The sequence below is a fragment of the Modicisalibacter tunisiensis genome (assembly GCF_020148005.1).
GTDB classification, from domain to species: domain Bacteria; phylum Pseudomonadota; class Gammaproteobacteria; order Pseudomonadales; family Halomonadaceae; genus Modicisalibacter; species Modicisalibacter tunisiensis.
In genome coordinates this window covers 2,452,298-2,472,320 of sequence record NZ_JAGXFD010000001.1, presented here as the reverse complement: position 1 = coordinate 2,472,320, position 20,023 = coordinate 2,452,298, and the positions used below count along the sequence as shown (strand labels likewise).

Genomic DNA, 20,023 nt, shown 5'->3' with positions numbered 1-20,023 from the left:
AACCCCTAGCCAATACTTACGACCACTTTAAAAAACGCCTCTCAATCGCTTATAACACTTAAAAACAGGAATTAATTCGATGCATAATATTTTTGAGGATGACTTGGTTAAGGTATCTATATCGAAAAACCCAAAGGGGATGAAAAAAAAAGCCTGCATATGCTTTTCAGGGGTAGGATTCTCCCTTGGAGGCATAGAAATACAAAAAGAAGAATTTAAGAATGCTACTGAATCTGAGATATCAATATTCATCATTGACAAAAAAAGAACTTGGGGGAACAGCATAGATTTGGACTTTATTGCGAGCTTACTTAGGCCCTATATTTATGAAAAAGAAGTTTTTCTCTTAGGCAACAGCATGGGTGGGTTTATTGCTATAATATTTTCATCTATAGTAAAAGCAAAATCATGCATATGCTTTTCTCCCCAATTTAGCATTGACGAATCTCTAGTTGCAGAAAACAGGTGGAAAAACTACACCAGAAAAATCGAATACATTAAATACAGAGAAATAAATTCATATTTCTCTGAAAACACCTTGTACTACCTTTTCTTTGGCGACCACTCTGATGAAGAAAAGCACTGGGATAAAATAAAAACACAAGAAAACATTCACATTTTTATTTTAGAGCAAGAGGAGCATAACGTAGCAAGACGCCTTAAAGAAAACTCACTTCTGTACAAAATCATAGAAAATTGCTTTTTTCTTGAAAAAAAAGAAAGCATAAAAAAACTCCTGTATCTTGCGAAAACCTAATATTCTACTGGATTTGCACTGGTTACGGGCGTGAGCCACCTCCATTTTTATCCCTGGATTCATAGAATAACCGCAGCACTTTGGACCGCACGGTGGAGGGAGGAGGGCCAGCGCCGGTACCCTCCCTGCTTTACCGACCAAAGTGAAGCAGAGCATGGGATACCGACAGCTGACCCAGACCCAACGATACCAGATCCACGCCCGCTATGACTTGGGCATCAGCCAGCGCCAGATCGGCAGGGAACTGAGCATCCACAGCAGCACAATCAGCCGTGAGCTGCGCCGCAACGCCACTGCCAGCGGCTACGACCCCGAACAGGCCCAGGCCCGTAGTGATCACCGGCGGCGCACCGCCTGGAAGTGGACGAAGCGCTTGCCCAGCATGATCACCGCCGTTGCCGACCGGCTGCGTGAGGAGTGGAGCCCGGAGCAGATCAGCGGCTTCATGGCGCCCTTGGTCGGCATAGGCGTGAGTCACCAATGGATCTACTCCTTGATCTGGGATGACAAGGCCCGTGGTGGTGATCTCTGGCAATACCTCCGTCAGCCCAAGCGTCGCAGCAAGCACCGTGCCCAGGCCAAGAGCGCAGGGCTCGGCAAGATCCCCAACCGCGTGGGAATCGAACACCGTCCAACGGCGGTCAATGACCGGCGCTTCATCGGCCACTGGGAGGGCGACACCGTGATCCAGGGCCACAAACAATCGGGCTTAGTCACGCTGGTTGAGCGCCGCAGCGGCTATCTGCTGGCGGCGCGGCTGCCGAAAATTTCAGCGAAGCTGACGAAAGCCGCCATGATCCGCCTGCTGAAGCCTCGCCGGGGCGCTGTCCAGACCATCACGCTGGACAATGGCTCGGAATTCGCCGACCACGAAGCCGTGGCCAAGGCAGTGACAGCAGCGACGTACTTCTGTGATGCCTACTGCTCCGGTCAGCGGGGGACCAATGAGAACACGAATGGCCTGATACGGCAGTACTTCCCCAAGGGAACGGACTTCCGTCAGGTCACCGATGCCGAGCTGCGCAGGGTGGTCAGAAAACTGAATGACCGTCCACGAAAACGGCTCGGCTATCTGACACCGGCACAGGTGTTCCTGGGAGAATACTCAGGAGCCCTGGATACCGCAGGTGCTGCGCTTATTGATTGAATTCAGGATCAGAGTTCGCTGGGCCTCCAGCTGGGCAAAATAAAGTTTTTCCACTATCTGCCGATAACCCAACTGAGGAAAACGAAAAACCTGCGAGCCGACGCTCTCGCCCTTCACCACAAGGCTTGCCCATGTCACGCAGATGGATTCTTGCCGGCCTCGGCAGCGCGCTGCTGCTGAGCGGCTGCTTCGCGGTCAACACCACCCAGGTGCCGATGGCGGCCACCTACCCCTACAACACCCAGCGCAAGATGCAGGCCGCTCACCATTGGGACGTGCTGGCCGCCAACGAGGCGCAGGGCATGCTGCGCAGTCGGGCGCTGCGCGGCAAGGCGCTGTATATCGACCCGAACGGCGAGAATTCGACCTTCGCGCAGAGTTATCAGGAACTGTTGACCAGCCGACTGGTCTCGCAGGGAGCGCTGGTGCGCACCGCACCCGGCAACACCGCCCGCGTCACCTATGACGTGCAGACGGTCGAACACCGCGCGCGGCGCGATGCCCGCGCGCCGCGCGGCACCTGGACCGCCCTCTCCGCCGGCATCGCGGTGGCGACCCTGCCGATCAACCAATGGGGGGAACCCGCCCTGGCGCTGATCCCCGCGGCGGGTCTGGCGGACCTGTTCAGCGGCAGCTGGGAGTCGGTCAGCAATCACGAGGTGATCATCACCACCCGGGTGACCGAGGACGATCGCGTGCTCTATTCCTCGTCCAACCTGTACTACATCAACGGCGATGACGCGGGCCAGTACGCCGGCTCGCGGCCGCTGCCCGTCTCCAGCACCTGGTAAGAGGAGCCTGACCATGCACCGCGCCCTGCTACTGCCCGCCCTGCTGGCCCTGCTCGTCTCGCTGGCCGGCTGCGTCAGCTCCGGCGGCAGCCGGATCGCCAACGCCGAGGACACCGTCGACGTGATCGCCCGGGTCCAGGACAGCACCGCCGACCTGCTGGCCAACACCCGCGGGCTCGCCCCGGACCAGCCAGTGGTGGTGGCCACCTTCGTCAATGTCGACGACCTGCACGAATCCTCGACCTTCGGCCGCACCCTGGCCGAGCTGTTCGCCTCGTCGCTGACCCGGGCCGGCATCGACATCCTCGAGGTCAGGATGCGCCAGAGCCTGTTCATCGAGGAGCGCACCGGCGAGCTGATGCTCTCCCGCGACATCCGCCGGCTCAGTGCCTCGCACAATGCCCAGGCGATCCTGGTCGGCACCTACGGGCGCGGCCGAACCACCGCCTACGTCAACGTGCGGCTGGTGCGCACGAGCGACAACCGCGTGCTGGGGGCCGCCAGCACCGCCATCCCGCTGGATCGCAATACTCGCGCCATGCTGCCGGCCCAGTGGTAGAACAATCGTGCAGCGATCCGGCTCAAGTTCCATCGGCAACCGCCGATATGCTTAAGACAGGCTTATCCCGATATCGACAACAATGACGCAAGCGCTGCGTCGCCGCGGCGCTTGCGGGGAGTTCGAGCATGAGCACACCGCTGACCGACGTGGCCGCCACCCAGCCCGGCAAGATGTCACCCGTGACCGATGCGACACCCCAGCAGCGGCTCGAACGCCTGCTGGCCAACCTGACGCCACCGCCCGGCGACTCGCCGGACGAGGCAAACCAGGCGTCCGCGGCCACCCGCAGCGACCTGGCCGAGCCGCTTCAGCGCGTCAATGCGGCGATGAAGAACTACGGCATCGAGTTCGACCTGCACTCGCATGACGGCCGCATCGTGACACGCGTCATCGACCGGGAAAGCGGCGAGCTGATTCGTCAGATTCCCAGCGAGGAGCTGCTGCGCGTCGCCGCCAGCCTCTCGGACATGCAGGGTCGCTTGATCCACATCGAGGCATGAGATTCTCTTGATTTCCCTGTGGCACCCCCGGCACGGCAACGACGACCAGCACTCCACAACGGATCGGCTACGCGATCCGCGGCGCCTGGCGGCGCTGAAGGCGGTGCAGCTGCTCGACACCGAGGACGAGGAGCGCTTCGACCGGCTGACGCGCCTGGCGTGTCGACTGCTCGACGTGCCCATCGCGCTGGTCAGCCTGGTCGATGAGCGCCGTCAATGGTTCAAGTCGGCCTGCGGCACCACCCTGCGCGAGACGCCGATCGAGCATGCGTTCTGCGGCTACACCATCAACCGGCAGGACACGCTGGTCATCGAGGACGCCCGCAAGGACGCGCACTTCGCCGACAACCCGCTGGTCACGGACGCGCCGCATATTCGCTTCTATGCCGGCACGCCCATTCACGGCCCCGATCACCAGGTACTGGGGACGTTCTGTATCATCGACACCCGCCCGCGCACCCTGGGTCCCCACCAGCGCGACATCCTCGAGAGCCTGGCCCGCCTGACCTCGCTGGAGATCGCCCGGCGCCAGGAGACCTCCCGACTCACGGGGGGCACGGCGCCCGGCACCTCGCACCCGGTCGACCCGGCGGCCTTTCTCGGCGATCTGCTGCGTCACATCGAGCGGCGCCACATCGCCGGCGACGCACCGCGCCTGATCCTCGCGGAACTGCTCGACGACGTGCTGCACTGCCTGCAGGGGGAATACGGGCTGGTCGGCGTGATGCAGCCTGCCGACGCCCCCGAGCCCGAGACCCTGGAAATCCTCGGCCTCTCGCTGGGCGACGTCTCGCCCGCCATGCAGGAATTCTTCCTCCACGGCGGCCGCAACCTGTCGATGGCGACGCTTGACGTCATGACCGGCGGCGCCTTCCGTCGGCCGAGCGTCCAGTACCTGGCCCCGCCGGATATCCAGGCCATGGACCAGTCGCGCCTGCCGGCCACCCACCCGCCGCTGCACAACGCCCTGCTGGTGCCCTTCCTGCGCAACGAGCGCGTCATCGGCACGCTGGTCGTCGCCAATCTGGGCCATGCGCCCGATCCGTCCATCCTGAACGCCCTGGCGCCGCTCAAGCAGCTCGGCGGACGCATGGTGCGCGCCTTCCATGATGCCCGCCAGCGCGACCGGCTGCAGGCCGCGCTCGAGGAGTTCCGCGCCACCCTGGACGCGACCCTGGACGTGATCCTCATCGTCGACGAGGCAAGCCGGCGCTTCAGCTACTGCAACCAGGGCGCCCTGAACCAGCTCGGCTACGGCGAAGCCGAGCTGCTCACCATGCCCGGCGAGGCGCTGAACGCGGCACTGGCGATCGACGCCCTGCACAACCGGCTGTATTCGCTGGACACCGCCACCCGCTCGCTGCGCCTCGAGCTCAACCTGCGCTGCCGGGATGGCGGCGAGATTCCCGTGCAGGCGGTCATCCAGCGCATCACGCACCCCGCCACCGGGCGCAGCAACTACATCATCGTCGCCCGCGATCTGCGCGACAGCCTCCAGGCCCAGCGCGAGATCGACTGGATCAGCCGGCACGACATCCTGACCCGCCAGCTCAACCGCTACGGTTTCCTGCAGGCCCTGGCCCACACTGGCGACGAGGCCGATGCCCGGCGTCCGCTGCGCCTGGTCGCCGTCTACGGCACCGACCGCTTCAAGCGGCTCAACGAGGCCCACGGCACCCAGCGGGGCGACGCCACCCTGCAGGAACTGGCCCAGGTGCTGGAGCGGCTGGCCGGCGCGCATCCCGGCACCCTGCTGGCCCGCGTGGGCGGCGACGAGTTCGCGCTGGCCACCCGGGTGGCGGACAGCCACGACGCGGTGGCGCTGACCGAACGCTGGCGCAAGACTGTCGAGAATCACGCCTTCCAGGCCATCGAGGGTCTGCAGCTGACGGTGAGCACCGGCCTGGCGATCGACGCTCAGGGCGACCTGGCGCCGGAGGAACTGCTGCGACGCGCCAACGCCGCCCTGATGCGCGCCAAGCAGGGCGGCCGCAACCGCTTTCGCCAGTACCTGGCGGGCATGCTCGATGAAGTCAGCCGTCACGAGACCCTCGAACGACGGCTGGCCGGCGCCTTCACGCGCGGGGATTTCTTTCTCAACTTCCAGCCGCAGTGGGCGCTGGACGACCTGTCGTCGCCCTGCGGCGCCGAGGCCCTCTTACGCTGGCATGACGAGGAGCTGGGCAGCATCACGCCGGACGTGTTCATCCCGGTACTCGAGGAAAGCGGCATGATGCTGGAGGTGGGCCGCTGGATCATCGAACGCGCCCTGGACAGCCTCGTCGCGGATCGCCACCGCCTGCCCGCCGGCTTCTTCATCAGCGTCAACATCAGCGCCGTTCAGCTGATGGACGACCGGGACCTGCCCGAGTTCATCGTGCAGGCCCTGGCGGCGCGAGACCTGCCCCACGGGGCGCTGGAAGTCGAGGTCACCGAAACGGCGCTCATCCAGTCGCCCCGGCGGGTCGGCAGGCAGCTCGAGCGCCTGCACCGCCAGTCGATCGCCATCGCGCTGGACGACTTCGGCACCGGCTTCTCCTCGCTCTCGCACCTCAAGCAGTTTCCCTTCGACACGGTCAAGATCGACAAGTCCTTCATCGCCGGCCTGCCCGGGGCCAGCGAGGACCGCGCCATCGTCGAATCGCTGCTGACGCTGTGCCACGGCTTCGGTCGTCGCGTCTGCGCGGAGGGGATCGAGACGCCCGCCCAGCTCGACTTCCTCAACCGTCTGCGCTGCCAGCGGGCCCAGGGCTATCTGCTTGCCCGCCCCGAACGCACGCTGCGATTCGGTCCGCCACGCAGCCAGTGACGCCACCGGCGCGGAGAAGGCAAGCTCGGCAAGCCAGGACGGACAGGCAAAAGAAAAGGCCGCGTCGGTAGACTTTCCCGACGCGGCCTCCTCACAGGCGGGTAAAAGCCTACACCTGCATGTTCATCACTTCCTTGTACGCCGACACCATGCGATTGCGCACCTGGGTGCCCATCTCGAAGGCGACGCTGGCCTTCTGCATGTCGACCATCACGTCGTTGAGCGACACCCCCGGCTGGCCGGCCTGGAAGGCGCGGCTGCTGGCCTTCGAGGTCTGCTGCAGGTGATTGATGCGCTCGAGCGAGGACTGCAGGGCGTCGGCGAATCCGCCCTGGCCGACCGTGGTGTCGACGCGACGGGCGGCTGACGACGCACCCGCCTGGGCGGCCAGGCTCTTCATCTGCTCGAGTGCCGACTGCATGGCAGGCGTGCTGCTCATGGAAAATCCTCTCGACGGAAAATGATGCCGCAAGCCTACCAACCCCCCGTCTTCCGGCATGACGGCAAATGACGGACAAAAACCGGGCTTTTCTCGCCTTTAGGGTGACGGCGGCTCCGGATAATGACCTCCATCAAACGACCGCCCTGATTTTGCCGCCCCCCGGGCGCCACGCCCGGCAACAGCGACGACATCATCACACCGGCAAGCAGGCCGCGGCCAGACACAGGATGCTGGAGCCGAATCCGATTATGCGACTTGCAGCGCCCCGGACACGCCGGGACGACCATCACGCCCCTTCCCGGACAGGCCGGACCCTGACGCGGAGGCTCGCATGAGCGACGCCGCCACGTCGTCCTCCTCCGCCAAGCGCCCCGCCACGGGGGGCGGCTCCGCCTCGGCCGCCGGGTGGCTCGACAAGCTGCGCGGCAATCCGCGCATCCCGCTGATCATCGCCGCGGCCGCCGCGATCGCGCTGATCGCGGTGCTGCTGCTGTGGGCCCAGAGCCCCACCTACCGCGTGCTCTACAGCAACCTGACCAACGCCGATGGCGGTCGCATCGTCGGCGAGCTGGACAAGCGCGGCGTTCCCTACCGCTTCAGCGAGGGCAGCGGCGCAATCATGGTCCCCGCCGACCAGGTCCACCTGCTGCGCCTGCAGCTCGCCGAGCAGGGCCTGCCCAAGGGCGGCAACGTCGGCTTCGAGCTGATGGACAACCAGGCCTTCGGCATCAGCCAGTTCGCCGAGCACGTCAACTACCAGCGCTCGCTGGAAGGCGAGCTGGCCCAGTCGATCCAGGCGCTGGGGCCGGTCTCCACGGCCCGCGTGCACCTCTCGCTGGCCAAGCCGTCGGTCTTCGTGCGCGAGCGCGAGCCCGCCAAGGCGTCGGTGGTGCTGACGCTGCAGCCGGGCCGCGTGCTCGGCGAGGGCCAGGTCAATGCCATCGTCCACATGGTCTCGAGCAGTGTCGCCGACCTAGCCACCGACGCGGTCACCGTGGTCGATCAGGACGGCCGCCTGCTGTCGCGCAGCGACGGCGACCTGAACGGTCTCGACGGCACCCAGCTGGACTACGTGCAGAAGGTCGAGAAGAACTACCGCCGGCGCATCGAGCGCATCCTGGCCCCGATCCTCGGCGCCGACAACGTGCGCGCCCAGGTCTCCGCCGAGATCGACTTCTCCCGCCGGGAGCGCACCGCCGAGCACTATGGCCCCAACCAGCCGCCCAACGAGGCCGCGGTGCGCAGCCGCCAGGTCGATGCCACCTATACCGGCGGCGACGAGCTGGCCCGGGGTGTGCCGGGCGCACTGACCAACACCCCGCCCGGCGCGGCCGCCTCGCCCATCGACAATGGCCAGAACGGCCAGAACGGACAAGGCAACGCCGGCCAGGCCCCGGGCAACAATGCGGCCAACAACGCCGCCAACAACCCGAGGGCCAACGCCCAGGGGACCAACGCCCAGGGCAACAACTCGCCCAAGCGTCGCCTGCAGAGCAGCGACACCGTCAACTACGAGGTGGATCGCCAGGTCGACCACGTCCGCTTCGAGCGCGGCGGCGTCGATCGCCTGTCGGTGGCCGTGGTGGTCAATTACCGCGATGCGGTCAACGACCAGGGCGAGACGGTTCGCAAGCCGCTCAGCGACCAGGAGATGGCCAGCATCAACCGGCTGGTGCGACAGGCCGTGGGCTTCTCGGCCACGCGCGGGGATGCCGTCGAGGTGGTCAACTCGCCATTCACCCAGAAGGATACCAGCGTGCCGCCGACGCCCTGGTGGCAGTCGCCCGAGATCATCCAGCTGGCACTGACCCTGGGCCGCTATCTGCTGGTGGCACTCGCGGCGCTGTTCCTGTGGCTGCTGATCCTGCGCCCGCTGATCAAGCGTCAGACGGCGCAGCCGATCGCCCAGGGGGCCTCGGGTGGCGCCCTGCGCACGCCGAGTTCCGCCGAGTCGGCACTGGAATCCGGCGAAGCGGCGAGCGGGGAATCCGCGGCCGCGCCCGAGCCGGTCCAGACACGCCGTCGCCGGCAGTCCTCGGCCTATGAACAGAACCTCAAGGATGTCCGCGAGATAGCCCAGGAAGACCCGCGGCTGGTAGCCATGATCGTCAGAAGCTGGATGAGCGAACAATGAGCGAAATGAGCGGCGCCCGCCGCGGCGCGATCCTGCTGCTCTCGCTGGACGAGGACAGCGCGGCCGAGGTCTTCAAGTTCCTGTCGCCCAAGGAGGTCCAGGAGCTGAGCATGGAGATGGCCGGCCTCGACCAGGTCTCCCACGAGGAGATGGCGAAGGTGCTGGCCGACTTCCACGACGAGGCCGAGCAGTTCAGCGCCATCAACCTGCACTCGAGCGACCACATCCGCTCGGTGCTGACCAAGGCGCTGGGCAGCGAGCGCGCCTCGAGCCTGATCGAGGACATCCTCGAGAGCACCAGCTCCAGCTCGGGCATCGACTCGCTGAACCTGATGGAACCCTCGATGGTCTCGGAGCTGATCCGCGACGAGCACCCGCAGATCATCGCCACCATCCTGGTGCATCTGGAGCGCCATCAGGCGGCGGACGTGCTGCAGCACTTCGACGACAAGTTGCGCAACGACGTGGTGCTGCGTATCGCCACCTTCAGCGGCGTGCAGCCCGCCGCCCTGCAGGAGCTGACCGAGGTACTCAGCGGCATGCTCGACGGCCAGAACCTCAAGCGCAGCAAGATGGGCGGCGTGAGAACCGCTGCCGAGATCCTCAACCTGATGAATGCCTCCCAGGAGGAGGTCGCCATCGAGAACATCCGCGCCCACAGCGAGGACCTCGCCCAGAAGATCGTCGACGAGATGTTCCTGTTCGAGAATCTGGTCGACCTGGACGACCGCAGCATCCAGCTGATCCTCAAGGAGGTCGAGACCAACTCGCTGGTGGTCGCGCTCAAGGGCGCCCCGGACGTCCTGCTCGAGAAGTTCATGGCCAACATGTCGCAGCGCGCGGCACAGATGCTGCAGGAGGACCTGGAGGCCCGCGGCCCCATCCGCGTCTCGCAGGTCGAGGCCGAGCAGAAGGCGATCCTGCAGGTCGTGCGCCGCCTGGCGGACAGCGGCGAGATCGTGCTGAGCGGCGGAGACGACACCTATGTCTGACCGGCTCACCGAGCCCGAACACGACACCGGCGACTGGCAGCGCTGGCAGATGGACGAGCTGGACTCGGCCGCTTCAGGCGTCGATCGCCAGGCCCGCGACCGTGCCCGGCGCGAGGCCATCCGCCGCCGGGCCCTCGAACACCAGGCCCGCCTCGACGCCGAGCGCGAGGCCGCCCGCCGGGAGGCCTACGAGGCCGGCTACCGGGAAGGCCTCGCCAGGGGCGAGCAGGAAGGCCACGCACAGGGGCTGAAGGCGGGTCGCGAGGCCGGCGACGAGCAGATGCGCCAGGAGATCGAGCAGACCCTGCGCCCGCTGCGGCCGCTCGCCGAGCAGTTTCGCGCCGCGCTGGACGAGCTCGATCAGAGCCTGGCCGAACAGCTGGTGGATCTGGCCCTGGCCACGGGGCGGCAGCTGGCCGGCGAGGCGCTGGAGGCACGTCCCGAGGTCATCCTCGACATCGTCCGCGAGCTTCTGCATGTCGAGCCGGCCCTCTCGGGCCGGCCGCGCCTGTGGCTGCATCCGGCGGACCTGACGCTGGTCAAGGCCCACCTGGGTCACGAGTTCGAGGCCGCCGGCTGGCAACTGCAGCCCGACGACACCATCCAGCGCGGCGGGTGTCGCGCCACCAGCGCCAGCGGCGATCTGGACGCCACGCTCGAGACCCGCTGGGCGGCCATCGCCGACCAGGTGCGACGCCGTCACGGCGAGCCCGGCGACGGTTCGGCCGAAGCGTCGTCAGCGGATAGCGAGAACGGCGCATGAGCGTGATGCCGAGTGCCCCCAACCCCTACCAGCAGCACTGGCAGGACGCCCTGGCGGGGATGCAGCGCCGGGTCACCGGCCTGCCCGGCTATCGGGCCAGCGGGCGCATCGTGCGCGCCACCGGCCTGGTGCTCGAGGCCGTGGGGCTGCGGGTGCCGCTGGGCAGCGCCTGTCGCATCGAGCTGTCGCCGCATGTCGGCACTCCCGACGCTCGGCCGCAGCCCCGCTTCGCCGAGGCCGAGGTGGTGGGGTTCTCGGGCGAAAGGCTCTTCCTCATGCCGCTGGAGGAGATCAGCGGCCTGCTGCCCGGCTCCCGGGTCTTTCCCCTCGGCGAGGGCCAGGACGCCCAGAGCAGCGCCCGACGCTTCCCGCTGGGCGATCACCTGCTGGGCCGCGTGCTGGACGGCAACGGTCGCCCGCTGGATGGCAAGGGCCCCTTGCACGATGTGCCCCATGCGCCGCTGGCCACGCCCCCTTTCAACCCGCTGTCCCGGGCGCCCATCGAGACCCAGATCGATGTCGGCATCCGTGCCATCAACGGCCTGCTGAGCGTCGGCCGCGGCCAGCGCATGGGGCTGTTCGCCGGCTCCGGGGTCGGCAAGTCGGTACTGCTGGGGATGATGGCGCGCTACACCCGGGCCGACGTCATCGTCGTCGGACTGATCGGCGAGCGCGGCCGCGAGGTGCAGGACTTCATCAACAACATCCTCGGCGAGGAGGGCCGCCGGCGCGCCGTGGTGGTGGCCGCCCCGGCCGACACCTCGCCGCTGCAGCGCCTGCAGGGCGCCGCCTACGCCACGCGCCTGGCCGAGGACTTTCGCGATGCCGGCCGCAACGTGCTGCTGATCATGGACTCGCTGACGCGCTATGCCATGGCCCAGCGCGAGATCGCCCTGGCGATCGGCGAACCGCCGGCCACCAAGGGCTACCCGCCCTCGGTGTTCGCCAAGCTGCCCAGCCTGGTGGAGCGTGCCGGCAACGGCCCCCGTGGCGGCGGCTCGATCACCGCCTTCTATACCGTGCTGACCGAGGGCGACGACCAGCAGGACCCGATCGCCGACTCGGCGCGGGCCATTCTCGACGGCCATATCGTGCTCTCCCGCGCCCTGGCCGAGGGCGGCCACTATCCGGCGATCGACATCGAGGCATCGATCAGCCGCGCGATGACCGCCGTCGTCGACGACGACCAGTGGCGCCGGGCCCAGCAGTTCAAGCAGATGGTCTCGCGTTACCAGCGCAATCGCGACCTGATCAGCGTCGGCGCCTACACGCCGGGCCACGACCCGCAGCTCGACCAGGCCGTCTCGCTCTACCCGCAGCTGGAACGCTTCCTCCAGCAGCGCATCGACGAACGCGCGAATATCGAGGAAACCCGCCAGCTTTTGCAGGCATTGATCCAGACCGGCAACCGGTAGTCTGGGCCATCATCGAGGTGAACCGTCATGTCGCAAGCGTCCCCCCTGGAAACCCTGATCTCGCTGACCCGCGAGAAGCGCGATACCGCCAGCCAGCGGCTGGTGGCGCTGCGGCGTGCCCGACAGGATGCCCAGACCCAGCTCGAGACGCTGCAACGCTATCGCCAGGAGTACCGCGAAAAGCTGCAGACGGCCATGCAGCGCGGCATCGGGCCCGACAGCTGGCGCAATTACGAGCAGTTCCTGCGCTCGCTGGACGCCGCCATCGAGCGCGCCCGCCAGTCGCTGGGCGAGCGCGAGCGCCAGCTCGGCCAGGGCCAGCAGCACTGGCAGCAGGAGCAGCGACGGCTGTCCGCCTACGACACCCTGGAGACCCGCCGCCAGCAGCGCGAACAGCGCCGCGAGCTGAAGCGCGAGCAGCGCCAGAACGACGAGATGGCCAATACCCTGCTGCTGCGGCGCGAGTCGCGCACCGCGTCTCACGAGTCCAGTCACTGAGGAGGTAACCCCCTACCATGGCCCTGTCAGCACTGGCCCCCGCCACGGGGACGCCCCCTTCCTCCACCGGCAGCAGCGCCGGCAGCACACCCGCCACGCCGGCCGGGCTGTTCGCCGGTCTGCTGGCCAAGCTGGGCAATGCCGACGCGGCCGATGCGGAGACGGCAGGCGCTCCGGGCACCGGAAAGACGGACCTGGCGACGGCGCTCGAGCAGCTCGCCGCCCAGCTGAAGGGCCGCCCGGACCAGGGATCACTCAAGGATACCCTGCGTGCCCTGCTGCAGGCGTCCGGTGACGGCTCGCCGGTGTCAAGTGCCCAGGACACGCCCCTCGACACGCTGCTCAAGCGGCTGTCCGCCGATCCGGGCTCCGACCAGAAAGGCAAGCCGGCCGACGCCGAGTCGCTGGTCGACCAGCTGGCCGCCCTGCTCCAGCCGCTGCTGGCGGACAAGGCCGACAGGCAGGCGGCGCTCGACCTCTCGGCCCTGCATCAGCGCCTGCCGCGTGAGGCGTCCGCCGGCGGTGATACCTCGCTGGATGCCATCCGTCAGCGACTGGACGCCATCGCCGGTACCCCGGGACGCATGTCCGATCACGCCGATGCGCCGATGACCCCGGCGGGCATGGACTCGTCCGGCGCCCGTCAGCCGGGCATGAGCGCCCTGCCCGTCGACACGCTGCCGGCCGGTCGCAACCCGGGCGGGAATGCCGACGGCACTACCCCGCCGCCGCTGTTCCAGGCCCTGCAGACGGCGACAGCGGCCACCGGTGGCAATGCCGCGACACAGTCGATGACAGCGGCCACGGCTGGCGACGCCAAGCACAACTGGCAGGGCGCCCTGCTGGATGCGGCCCGGGGCGATGCCACCCAGGCACCGCTGAACACCTTCGCCGCCCAGGCCGGCGGCACAGCGGGACATGCCGCCGGCGCGGCCTCCACGCCCGCACCGGCGACCGCGACACTGAGCGCTCCCGTGGCCTCCGCCCAGTGGCAGCAGGGGCTCGGCCAGCAGCTGATTCAGCTGCATCAGCGCGGCGGCCAGCAGGTCCAGTTGCACCTGCACCCCGCCGAGCTGGGGCCGCTGTCGGTCCAGCTGAAGGTCGACGACCAGCTGGCCCAGGCCCAGTTCCTGTCCCACAATCCGCAGGTCCGGGCCGCCATCGAGCAGGCCATTCCGCAACTGCGGGCCGCCCTGAACGAGGCCGGCATCCAGCTCGGCGAGGCCATGGTCGGCGAGCAGCCCCAGCCGGGCCAGCAGGATGCGTCCGGCGGTTCCGGCCGCCCGGCATCCGGCGCCCCGGGGGCCCTGGCTCAGGGCGCCAGCGGCCCTGGTGACGAGGGCGTCGACGGCGAAGCCGGCATGACGATCACCGCGCCACCGGGCTCGCGCGTCGGCGGCGTCGATCTCTACGCCTGATCCATCGCACTGCGCAGGAGGCCGGCGGCTGCCGGGCGTATCACCCCCCGTCGGCCGCCGGCAAAGCCCCGAGTTGACCCCGGATGCACGCCCTTTTTCCGCCATCCCGGGCGCGGCGCAGGACGCATACTCCCCCCACCTGCAATCCACGACGGCGTAATCAATGGCCAAGACAAAGACCGACGGCAAGAGCCGCAAGCCCTGGTGGCTGCTGGGCTTATTGATCATCCTCATCTCGGGTGCCTGCTCGGCCGGCGTCTATTTTCTGCTGGAGTCGCGCATCTCGTCGGCCAGCCAGACCGGTACCGAGGAGGCGGCGCCCCAGGAACCGGCCACGCCCATCTTCGTGACCATCGATCCGTTCACGGTCAACATCCAGAGCGACGACTATTCCCAGCGGCTGCTCTACATCGGCCTGTCCCTCAAGGTACTCGACGACCAGACCCGGGAAGCGCTGCTGACCTACATGCCTCAGGTCCGCAGCCGCCTGCTGATGCTGCTGTCCGGCCAGAAGGCCGGGGATCTGGTGACACCGGCCGGCAAGCAGTCGCTCTCGCAGGCGATCCTGGCCCTGTTCGACAAGCCGTTCGCGAACGCCCAGAAGCCGCTTCAGGTGGAAGACGTGCTCTACACCGACTTCATCGTGCAATAGACCATGGCTCAAGACGATCTCCTGTCGCAGGACGAAATCGATGCCTTGCTCAAGGGCGTCAGCGGCGAAGAGGAAAGCGGTTCGGAAAGCGAGGCGCAACGCGGCGGCTCGCGCATCCGCCCGTATGACCCGGCCACCCAGCACCGCATCATCCGGGAACGCCTGCACGCGCTCGACATCATCAACGAGCGCTTCGCCCGCCAGTTCCGGATGAGCCTGTTCAACCTGCTGCGCCGCAGTGCCGACATCACCGTCGAGGCCGTTCGCTATCAGAGCTACAGCGACTTCTCGCGGCATGTGCCGGTGCCGACCAACATCAACCTGATTTCCATGAAACCCCTGCGCGGCACGGCCCTGGTGCTGTTCCCGCCCAACCTGGTGTTCATGGTGGTCGACAACCTGTTCGGCGGCGACGGGCGCTTTCTGACCAAGTCGGAAGGCCGCGAGTTCACGCACACCGAACAGCGCATCATCCAGCGCCTGCTGCGCCTGGCCATCGACGCCTACCAGGACGCCTGGAAGTCGGTCTATCCGCTGGAGATCGGCTACACCCGCTCGGAGATGCAGGTCAAGTTCGCCAACATCACCAGCTCGCCCAACGAGATCGTGGTCACCAGCACCTTCCATCTGGAAGTCGGCAACCTGTCCAGCAACTTCCAGATCTGCATGCCCTACTCGATGATCGAGCCCATCCGCGATCTGCTGTCCGGCCCGCTGACCGACAGCAACGCCGAGGAAGACCGGGTGTGGGGCGAGCGCATGGCCGACGAGGTCAAGGAATCGCAGATCGAGCTGGTGGCCAATTTCGTCGACATCACCACGACCCTGGGGCGGGTGATGTCGCTGAAGAGCGGCGACGTGCTGCCCATCGAGCTGCCGGATATCGTCACCACCAGCGTCGACGGCGTGCCGGTCATGCAGTGCGAGTACGGCAGCCAGCACGGGCAGCGGGCGTTGCGCGTGCGCCGCCTGATCGACCATGTCCAGTCCCACGCCAAATTTGCTCCCGGGCCGAGCGGAGTCAAGGAATCCGAGAATGACTGATCCCAACAAACCCGATCAAAACAGCGCCGACGACGATTGGGCGAAGGCCATGGCCGAGCAGGCCGGCGAGGAGCCGGCGGCCGAGGACGATCCCTGGGCCGCCGCCTTCGCCGAACAGGCCGAGGCCGAGCACCAGCCCGACGAGCCACCGGAGCCGGCCGCCGACACCAGCCGGGCCCGCGCCGCCGGCGACACGGTCTTCAAGCCGCTGGACGACGGCAGTGACGGCCAGTCGTCGATGCGCGACCTCGAGATGATCATGGACATCCCGGTCAAGCTGACCGTGGAACTGGGCCGCACGCGCATCACCATCAAGCAGCTGCTGGAACTGGCCCAGGGCTCGGTCATCGAGCTCGACGGCCTGGCCGGCGAGCCCATGGATATCCTGATCAACGGCTACCTGATCGCCCAGGGCGAGGTGGTGGTGGTCGATGACAAGTACGGCATCCGCGTCACCGAGATCATCACCCCCTCCGAGCGGGTGCAGAAGCTCAACCGATGAGCGCGAGCGATGCGGCACAAGGCGCCACGCCCGGTGGCGACAACCTGCTGGAACTGGCGATGCTGGGCAAGACCGCCCTGGCGCTGGCGGTGGTGGTGGGCATCATCCTGCTGTGCAGCTATGCCCTGCGCCGGCTCAATGCCGGTCGCGGCCAGGCAGGCCGTCACCTGAAGGTCGTGGCCAGCGCCGCGGTCGGCCAGAAGGAGCGCGTGGTGGTGATCCAGGTCGAGGAAACCTGGCTGGTGCTGGGCGTCGGCGGCGGCCAGGTCAATGCCCTGCACCACCTGCCCGCGCCGGCCGAACCGCCCGAGCCCCCCGCCGCCGATGCCGGCGGCTTCGCCACGCGGCTGGCGTCCGCCCTGCGACAGGGCAAGGCGCGCTCGGGGGATGACGGAGCGTCGTCATGAGCGCAATCCGACAGGTGCTGCCTCGCCACTGCGGCTGGCTGCGGCTCGCCCTGCTCGCGGCGCTGGTCCTGCTGCCGCAGGCGGCCCTGGCCCAGTCGATCCCCGGGCTGACCAGCCAGCCCCTCGAGGACGGCGGCCAGCAGTGGTCGCTGAGCCTGCAGCTGCTGCTGCTGCTCAGTGCCATGGCCTTCCTGCCGGCCATGCTGCTGATGATGACCAGCTTCACGCGGATCATCATCGTGCTGAGCCTGCTGCGCACCGCCATGGGCACCCAGGCCACGCCGCCCAACCAGGTGCTGCTCGGCATCGCGCTGTTCCTGACCTTCTTCATCATGTCGCCGACGCTGCACGACGCCTACGAGCAGGCCTGGGTGCCGCTGTCGGAAAAGCAGATCGGCCTGGAAACTTTCGTCGAACGCGTCAGCGATCCGTTCCGCGAGTTCATGATGGCCCAGACCCGCGAGCCGGATATCGCCCTGTTCGCCAAGCTGGCCAATGTCGGCGAGATGCAGGGCCCCGAGGACGTGCCCATGCGCGTGCTGCTGCCCGCCTATGTCACCAGCGAGCTGAAGACCGCCTTCCAGATCGGCTTTACCATCTTCATCCCGTTTCTGATCATCGACCTGGTAGTGGCCAGCGTGCTGATGTCGCTGGGCATGATGATGGTGCCGCCGGTGACCATCTCGCTGCCCTTCAAGCTGATGCTGTTCGTGCTGGTCGACGGCTGGCAGCTGCTGATCGGCTCGCTGGCCCAGAGCTTCCACCTATGACCCCCGAGCATCGTCCTCTTTCCTCGACGGAGCGCCTGCCATGACACCGGAAATGGTAATGAGCCTGGCCTACCAGGGCATGAAGGTCACCCTCTTCCTCGCCGGCCCGCTGATCCTGACGGCGCTGGCCATCGGCCTGCTGGTGAGCCTGTTCCAGGCGGCGACCCAGATCAACGAGATGACCCTGACCTTCATCCCCAAGATTCTCGGCGTGTTCGGCGTGATGGTGCTGACCGGCCCCTGGCTGATCAAGCTGATCACCAACTTCACCACCGAGCTCTTCCACAACATACCGCTGATGCTCGGCTAGGGCGCGCCGCCGCACCATGCTCGAGGTCACCTACGACCAACTCCACGCCTGGCTGGTCGCCTTCTTCTGGCCGTTCGTGCGCCTGCTTGCCTTCATCATGGCCGCCCCGCTGTGGGGCCACGACAGCATTCCCCGTCAGGCACGGATCGGCCTGGCGGCGCTGATCGCCTACGTGATCGCGCCCTCGCTGCCGCCGCTGCCTGCGGTGCCCATTGTCTCGTGGCCGGGACTGGGCATCCTCGTCGAGCAGCTGCTGATCGGGGTGGCGATGGGGCTGGTCATGCACGTCACACTGTCGGTGGTGATGGCCGCCGGCGAGTACATCGCCCTGAAGATGGGGCTCGGCTTCGCCACCTTCTTCGCCTCGGACATCGGCGAGAATACCGTGGTCCTGGCACGCTTCCTGTACATGATCACCCTGCTGATGATGCTGGCCCTCAATGTCCACCTGATGGTCATCGAGATCCTCGCCGATTCCTTCACCGCCCTGCCGATCGGCGCTCACCCCCTGAATGCCGACGCCTTCGAGGCGATCGCCCGCTACGGCGGCACCATCTTCCGCTCCGGCCTGCTGCTGGCCCTGCCGGTGATCGCCGCGCTGATGATCATCAACCTGTCGCTGGGCATCCTCAATCGCGCCTCGCCACAGCTGACGATCTTCTCGATCGGCTTTCCGCTGACGCTGACGGCGGGCCTGGCCCTGCTGATGGTGCTGATGATGGACCTCAGCCGCTTCCTGGAAAATCTTTTCCAGCAGGGACTGAACATGCTCCAGCAGGTCATTGCGCTCATGGCGGGATGAGTGACCCACCAACGAAAACGCCTTCGAAGGTCTCGAAGGCGTTGTTATTGCTGCGCCGAGATCCGGCGCGACGGGATTACAGCATCTGGAACAGCGACATGTTCTTCACATCCACGAAGGCTTTCTGGGAGGCCTGCAGGCCGACCTGACGCAGGCTGTAATCGGATACGGCCTTGGAATAATCGAGATCGACCAGGTCGGACAGAGTCGATTTGTAGTTCAGCGAACGGTTGCTGCTGATGTTATCCAGTTCGTCGAGCTCGTTCAGGCGAGCTCCGACCGAGGCCCGGGTCGTCAGAACGTTGTCCAGGCTGTTGTCCAGCTGGCGGCTGACCGTCGACAAGGTGTTATCCAGCTGCGCCTTGCCCGTGGGAGTCTCGGCAGGCGACTCAAGTACATTCAACGCATTTTCCAGCGTGGAAAAGAGGCTCTGATCCTTGCCGCGACTCACGTCAAGCCTATCACCCACGGCGGGGGTTCCCTCGAGCGTCATCGAGATACCACCGAATTTCACGGGATCGCCAATGTTGCCCGTTTTAGAGCTTGTCGAGCCGGACGTCTGGTTGGTCAAATCATAGCCGAACTCCCCGGTGCCGGCATTGTAGCTGGTAATCTCCAGGGTGAATGAGTCACCGTACTCCGCGTTGCTTGCATCCGCCGTGTGGGGGCCGGAAAACCGCAATGTGCTGGGAGCACTGGTCGTTGCATCAGCCACATAGTCCGCCCCGCTATGCACACCAGAAAAGACCTTTTGGCCGCTGTCTCCAACTGCCATCTGACGGGAGGCATCGACCTGCTGATGCCGCACTGTATCAGCACCCTTGTACGTGATCTTGCCGCCGTCCTCGACGAAGGGCGGCGCATTATCCTTGATACCACCGAATAGGTACGACCCATTACCATCCGTGGTATTGGCCATGCCTTGCAGGCTTTCGTAGATGCCCCGCAACTGGCTCGCTACCGATGTCCTGTCAGCATTGCTGAGGGTGTCGTTGCTTGCCTGGATAATCAGCGTTTTGGCACTGGTAACCGCCTTGCTCACGCTATTGAGCACGCTTTCTTCCTGCGACATGGCATTGCGCGCCGAGACTCGCGAATCCGAATATTGCTGAGTGACGGCCAGCGACTGGGAAACCCCGACAGCACGCGAGGCCGCCTGCGGATCGTCCGAAGGCGAGACCACACGCCGCCCGGTCGCCATTTGCTGGCCAACCTTGAGGAAGTCACTCTGTTGACGATTCATGGCCGTCAGCCTCGAATCAAACATGGTCAGCGTGCTGATACGCATGACGAAAAACTCCCGTGAAC

Annotated in this window: 21 protein-coding genes; 19 read left to right on the top strand and 2 right to left on the bottom strand. The window is 66.1% G+C overall.

The genetic code is table 11. The features are described from left to right. Nucleotides 1-79 precede the first annotated feature (79 nt). The 6 genes from KGQ91_RS11565 to KGQ91_RS11540 all read left to right on the top strand — a co-directional run bounded on the left by KGQ91_RS11565 (nt 80) and on the right by KGQ91_RS11540 (nt 6,566). Nucleotides 80-757, top strand: coding sequence for an ELKS/Rab6-interacting/CAST family protein (locus KGQ91_RS11565; protein WP_224415039.1), 678 nt, complete (start codon nt 80-82; stop codon nt 755-757). A gap of 154 nt (nt 758-911) precedes the next feature. Beyond that, nucleotides 912-1,904, top strand: coding sequence for an IS30 family transposase (locus KGQ91_RS11560; protein WP_224414865.1), 993 nt, complete (start codon nt 912-914; stop codon nt 1,902-1,904). Nucleotides 1,905-2,035: 131 nt separating this feature from the next. Then, complete coding sequence (locus KGQ91_RS11555) at nt 2,036-2,695, top strand: hypothetical protein (protein ID WP_224415040.1); 660 nt, start codon at nt 2,036-2,038, stop codon at nt 2,693-2,695. Nucleotides 2,696-2,708: 13 nt separating this feature from the next. Continuing rightward, nucleotides 2,709-3,254 carry a FlgO family outer membrane protein gene (locus KGQ91_RS11550; protein WP_224415041.1) on the top strand — a complete coding sequence of 182 codons (546 nt, stop codon included), beginning with the start codon at nt 2,709-2,711 and terminating at the stop codon, nt 3,252-3,254. Between the two features lie 128 nt (nt 3,255-3,382). Continuing rightward, nucleotides 3,383-3,757: a flagellar protein FlaG gene (locus tag KGQ91_RS11545; RefSeq protein ID WP_224415042.1), complete on the top strand. Its 375-nt coding sequence runs from the start codon at nt 3,383-3,385 to the stop codon at nt 3,755-3,757. 7 nt (nt 3,758-3,764) lie between these two features. Beyond that, complete coding sequence (locus KGQ91_RS11540) at nt 3,765-6,566, top strand: sensor domain-containing phosphodiesterase (RefSeq protein ID WP_224421038.1); 2,802 nt, start codon at nt 3,765-3,767, stop codon at nt 6,564-6,566. A 109-nt stretch (nt 6,567-6,675) separates the two neighbouring features. On the opposite strand, the gene fliE is transcribed toward KGQ91_RS11540, so the two are convergent. Then, a complete protein-coding gene (fliE, locus tag KGQ91_RS11535; protein WP_163649438.1) occupies nt 6,676-7,005 on the bottom strand; it encodes a flagellar hook-basal body complex protein FliE in 330 nt (109 codons plus the stop codon). A 334-nt stretch (nt 7,006-7,339) separates the two neighbouring features. Here fliE and fliF point away from each other — a divergent pair, with 334 nt between their 5' ends. From fliF to fliR, 13 genes are all read left to right on the top strand, one after another. Further along, nucleotides 7,340-9,142 carry a flagellar basal-body MS-ring/collar protein FliF gene (gene fliF / locus KGQ91_RS11530; RefSeq protein ID WP_163649437.1) on the top strand — a complete coding sequence of 601 codons (1,803 nt, stop codon included), beginning with the start codon at nt 7,340-7,342 and terminating at the stop codon, nt 9,140-9,142. After that, complete coding sequence (gene fliG, locus KGQ91_RS11525; RefSeq protein ID WP_163649436.1) at nt 9,139-10,134, top strand: flagellar motor switch protein FliG; 996 nt, start codon at nt 9,139-9,141, stop codon at nt 10,132-10,134. The genes fliF and fliG overlap by 4 nt, the downstream gene beginning before the upstream one ends. Continuing rightward, nucleotides 10,127-10,897 carry a flagellar assembly protein FliH gene (gene fliH / locus KGQ91_RS11520; protein WP_163649435.1) on the top strand — a complete coding sequence of 257 codons (771 nt, stop codon included), beginning with the start codon at nt 10,127-10,129 and terminating at the stop codon, nt 10,895-10,897. Before fliG ends, fliH begins: the two co-directional genes overlap by 8 nt. 5 nt (nt 10,898-10,902) lie before the next feature. After that, the gene (gene fliI / locus KGQ91_RS11515) at nt 10,903-12,312 is read left to right on the top strand and encodes a flagellar protein export ATPase FliI (RefSeq protein ID WP_224421409.1); all 1,410 of its coding nucleotides are present in this window, start codon (nt 10,903-10,905) and stop codon (nt 12,310-12,312) included. A gap of 27 nt (nt 12,313-12,339) precedes the next feature. After that, nucleotides 12,340-12,810 carry a flagellar export protein FliJ gene (gene fliJ, locus KGQ91_RS11510; protein ID WP_163649433.1) on the top strand — a complete coding sequence of 157 codons (471 nt, stop codon included), beginning with the start codon at nt 12,340-12,342 and terminating at the stop codon, nt 12,808-12,810. A 17-nt stretch (nt 12,811-12,827) separates the two neighbouring features. Further along, the gene (locus KGQ91_RS11505) at nt 12,828-14,228 is read left to right on the top strand and encodes a flagellar hook-length control protein FliK (RefSeq protein WP_163649432.1); all 1,401 of its coding nucleotides are present in this window, start codon (nt 12,828-12,830) and stop codon (nt 14,226-14,228) included. A gap of 163 nt (nt 14,229-14,391) precedes the next feature. After that, nucleotides 14,392-14,880 carry a flagellar basal body-associated protein FliL gene (fliL, locus tag KGQ91_RS11500; protein WP_163649431.1) on the top strand — a complete coding sequence of 163 codons (489 nt, stop codon included), beginning with the start codon at nt 14,392-14,394 and terminating at the stop codon, nt 14,878-14,880. Between the two features lie 3 nt (nt 14,881-14,883). Continuing rightward, entirely contained in the window at nt 14,884-15,924 is a 1,041-nt protein-coding gene (gene fliM / locus KGQ91_RS11495) for a flagellar motor switch protein FliM (RefSeq protein WP_163649430.1), read from the top strand. Next, nucleotides 15,917-16,426 (top strand): flagellar motor switch protein FliN, encoded by a 510-nt coding sequence (gene fliN / locus KGQ91_RS11490; protein ID WP_163649429.1) that lies wholly within the window; start codon nt 15,917-15,919, stop codon nt 16,424-16,426. The genes fliM and fliN overlap by 8 nt, the downstream gene beginning before the upstream one ends. Continuing rightward, nucleotides 16,423-16,833: a flagellar biosynthetic protein FliO gene (gene fliO / locus KGQ91_RS11485; RefSeq protein ID WP_224415048.1), complete on the top strand. Its 411-nt coding sequence runs from the start codon at nt 16,423-16,425 to the stop codon at nt 16,831-16,833. Before fliN ends, fliO begins: the two co-directional genes overlap by 4 nt. Beyond that, nucleotides 16,830-17,603 carry a flagellar type III secretion system pore protein FliP gene (gene fliP, locus KGQ91_RS11480; RefSeq protein WP_224421037.1) on the top strand — a complete coding sequence of 258 codons (774 nt, stop codon included), beginning with the start codon at nt 16,830-16,832 and terminating at the stop codon, nt 17,601-17,603. The genes fliO and fliP overlap by 4 nt, the downstream gene beginning before the upstream one ends. A 40-nt stretch (nt 17,604-17,643) precedes the next feature. Further along, nucleotides 17,644-17,913, top strand: coding sequence for a flagellar biosynthesis protein FliQ (fliQ, locus tag KGQ91_RS11475; RefSeq protein ID WP_224421036.1), 270 nt, complete (start codon nt 17,644-17,646; stop codon nt 17,911-17,913). A 16-nt stretch (nt 17,914-17,929) separates the two neighbouring features. Further along, the gene (gene fliR / locus KGQ91_RS11470) at nt 17,930-18,715 is read left to right on the top strand and encodes a flagellar biosynthetic protein FliR (RefSeq protein WP_224421035.1); all 786 of its coding nucleotides are present in this window, start codon (nt 17,930-17,932) and stop codon (nt 18,713-18,715) included. A 76-nt stretch (nt 18,716-18,791) separates the two neighbouring features. Here the strand turns inward: fliR and flgL are convergent, their stop codons facing one another. Then, on the bottom strand, nt 18,792-20,003 hold the full coding sequence (gene flgL / locus KGQ91_RS11465) for a flagellar hook-associated protein FlgL (protein WP_224421034.1): 1,212 nt from the start codon (nt 20,001-20,003) through the stop codon (nt 18,792-18,794). Nucleotides 20,004-20,023: the final 20 nt, after the last annotated feature.

What these genes read in the sequence shown, in the direction of transcription:
- fliF (WP_163649437.1), top strand. Translation starts at nt 7,340, where the DNA reads ATGAGCGACGCCGCCACGTCGTCCTCCTCCGCCAAGCGCCCCGCCACG.
- fliQ (WP_224421036.1), top strand. Translation starts at nt 17,644, where the DNA reads ATGACACCGGAAATGGTAATGAGCCTGGCCTACCAGGGCATGAAGGTC.
- fliH (WP_163649435.1), top strand. Translation starts at nt 10,127, where the DNA reads ATGTCTGACCGGCTCACCGAGCCCGAACACGACACCGGCGACTGGCAG.
- fliJ (WP_163649433.1), top strand. Translation starts at nt 12,340, where the DNA reads ATGTCGCAAGCGTCCCCCCTGGAAACCCTGATCTCGCTGACCCGCGAG.
- KGQ91_RS11505 (WP_163649432.1), top strand. Translation starts at nt 12,828, where the DNA reads ATGGCCCTGTCAGCACTGGCCCCCGCCACGGGGACGCCCCCTTCCTCC.
- fliL (WP_163649431.1), top strand. Translation starts at nt 14,392, where the DNA reads ATGGCCAAGACAAAGACCGACGGCAAGAGCCGCAAGCCCTGGTGGCTG.
- fliR (WP_224421035.1), top strand. Translation starts at nt 17,930, where the DNA reads ATGCTCGAGGTCACCTACGACCAACTCCACGCCTGGCTGGTCGCCTTC.
- fliM (WP_163649430.1), top strand. Translation starts at nt 14,884, where the DNA reads ATGGCTCAAGACGATCTCCTGTCGCAGGACGAAATCGATGCCTTGCTC.
- KGQ91_RS11550 (WP_224415041.1), top strand. Translation starts at nt 2,709, where the DNA reads ATGCACCGCGCCCTGCTACTGCCCGCCCTGCTGGCCCTGCTCGTCTCG.
- fliP (WP_224421037.1), top strand. Translation starts at nt 16,830, where the DNA reads ATGAGCGCAATCCGACAGGTGCTGCCTCGCCACTGCGGCTGGCTGCGG.
- KGQ91_RS11560 (WP_224414865.1), top strand. Translation starts at nt 912, where the DNA reads ATGGGATACCGACAGCTGACCCAGACCCAACGATACCAGATCCACGCC.
- flgL (WP_224421034.1), bottom strand. Translation starts at nt 20,003, where the DNA reads ATGCGTATCAGCACGCTGACCATGTTTGATTCGAGGCTGACGGCCATG.
- fliN (WP_163649429.1), top strand. Translation starts at nt 15,917, where the DNA reads ATGACTGATCCCAACAAACCCGATCAAAACAGCGCCGACGACGATTGG.
- KGQ91_RS11555 (WP_224415040.1), top strand. Translation starts at nt 2,036, where the DNA reads ATGTCACGCAGATGGATTCTTGCCGGCCTCGGCAGCGCGCTGCTGCTG.
- fliG (WP_163649436.1), top strand. Translation starts at nt 9,139, where the DNA reads ATGAGCGAAATGAGCGGCGCCCGCCGCGGCGCGATCCTGCTGCTCTCG.
- fliO (WP_224415048.1), top strand. Translation starts at nt 16,423, where the DNA reads ATGAGCGCGAGCGATGCGGCACAAGGCGCCACGCCCGGTGGCGACAAC.
- KGQ91_RS11545 (WP_224415042.1), top strand. Translation starts at nt 3,383, where the DNA reads ATGAGCACACCGCTGACCGACGTGGCCGCCACCCAGCCCGGCAAGATG.
- KGQ91_RS11565 (WP_224415039.1), top strand. Translation starts at nt 80, where the DNA reads ATGCATAATATTTTTGAGGATGACTTGGTTAAGGTATCTATATCGAAA.
- fliI (WP_224421409.1), top strand. Translation starts at nt 10,903, where the DNA reads ATGCCGAGTGCCCCCAACCCCTACCAGCAGCACTGGCAGGACGCCCTG.
- fliE (WP_163649438.1), bottom strand. Translation starts at nt 7,005, where the DNA reads ATGAGCAGCACGCCTGCCATGCAGTCGGCACTCGAGCAGATGAAGAGC.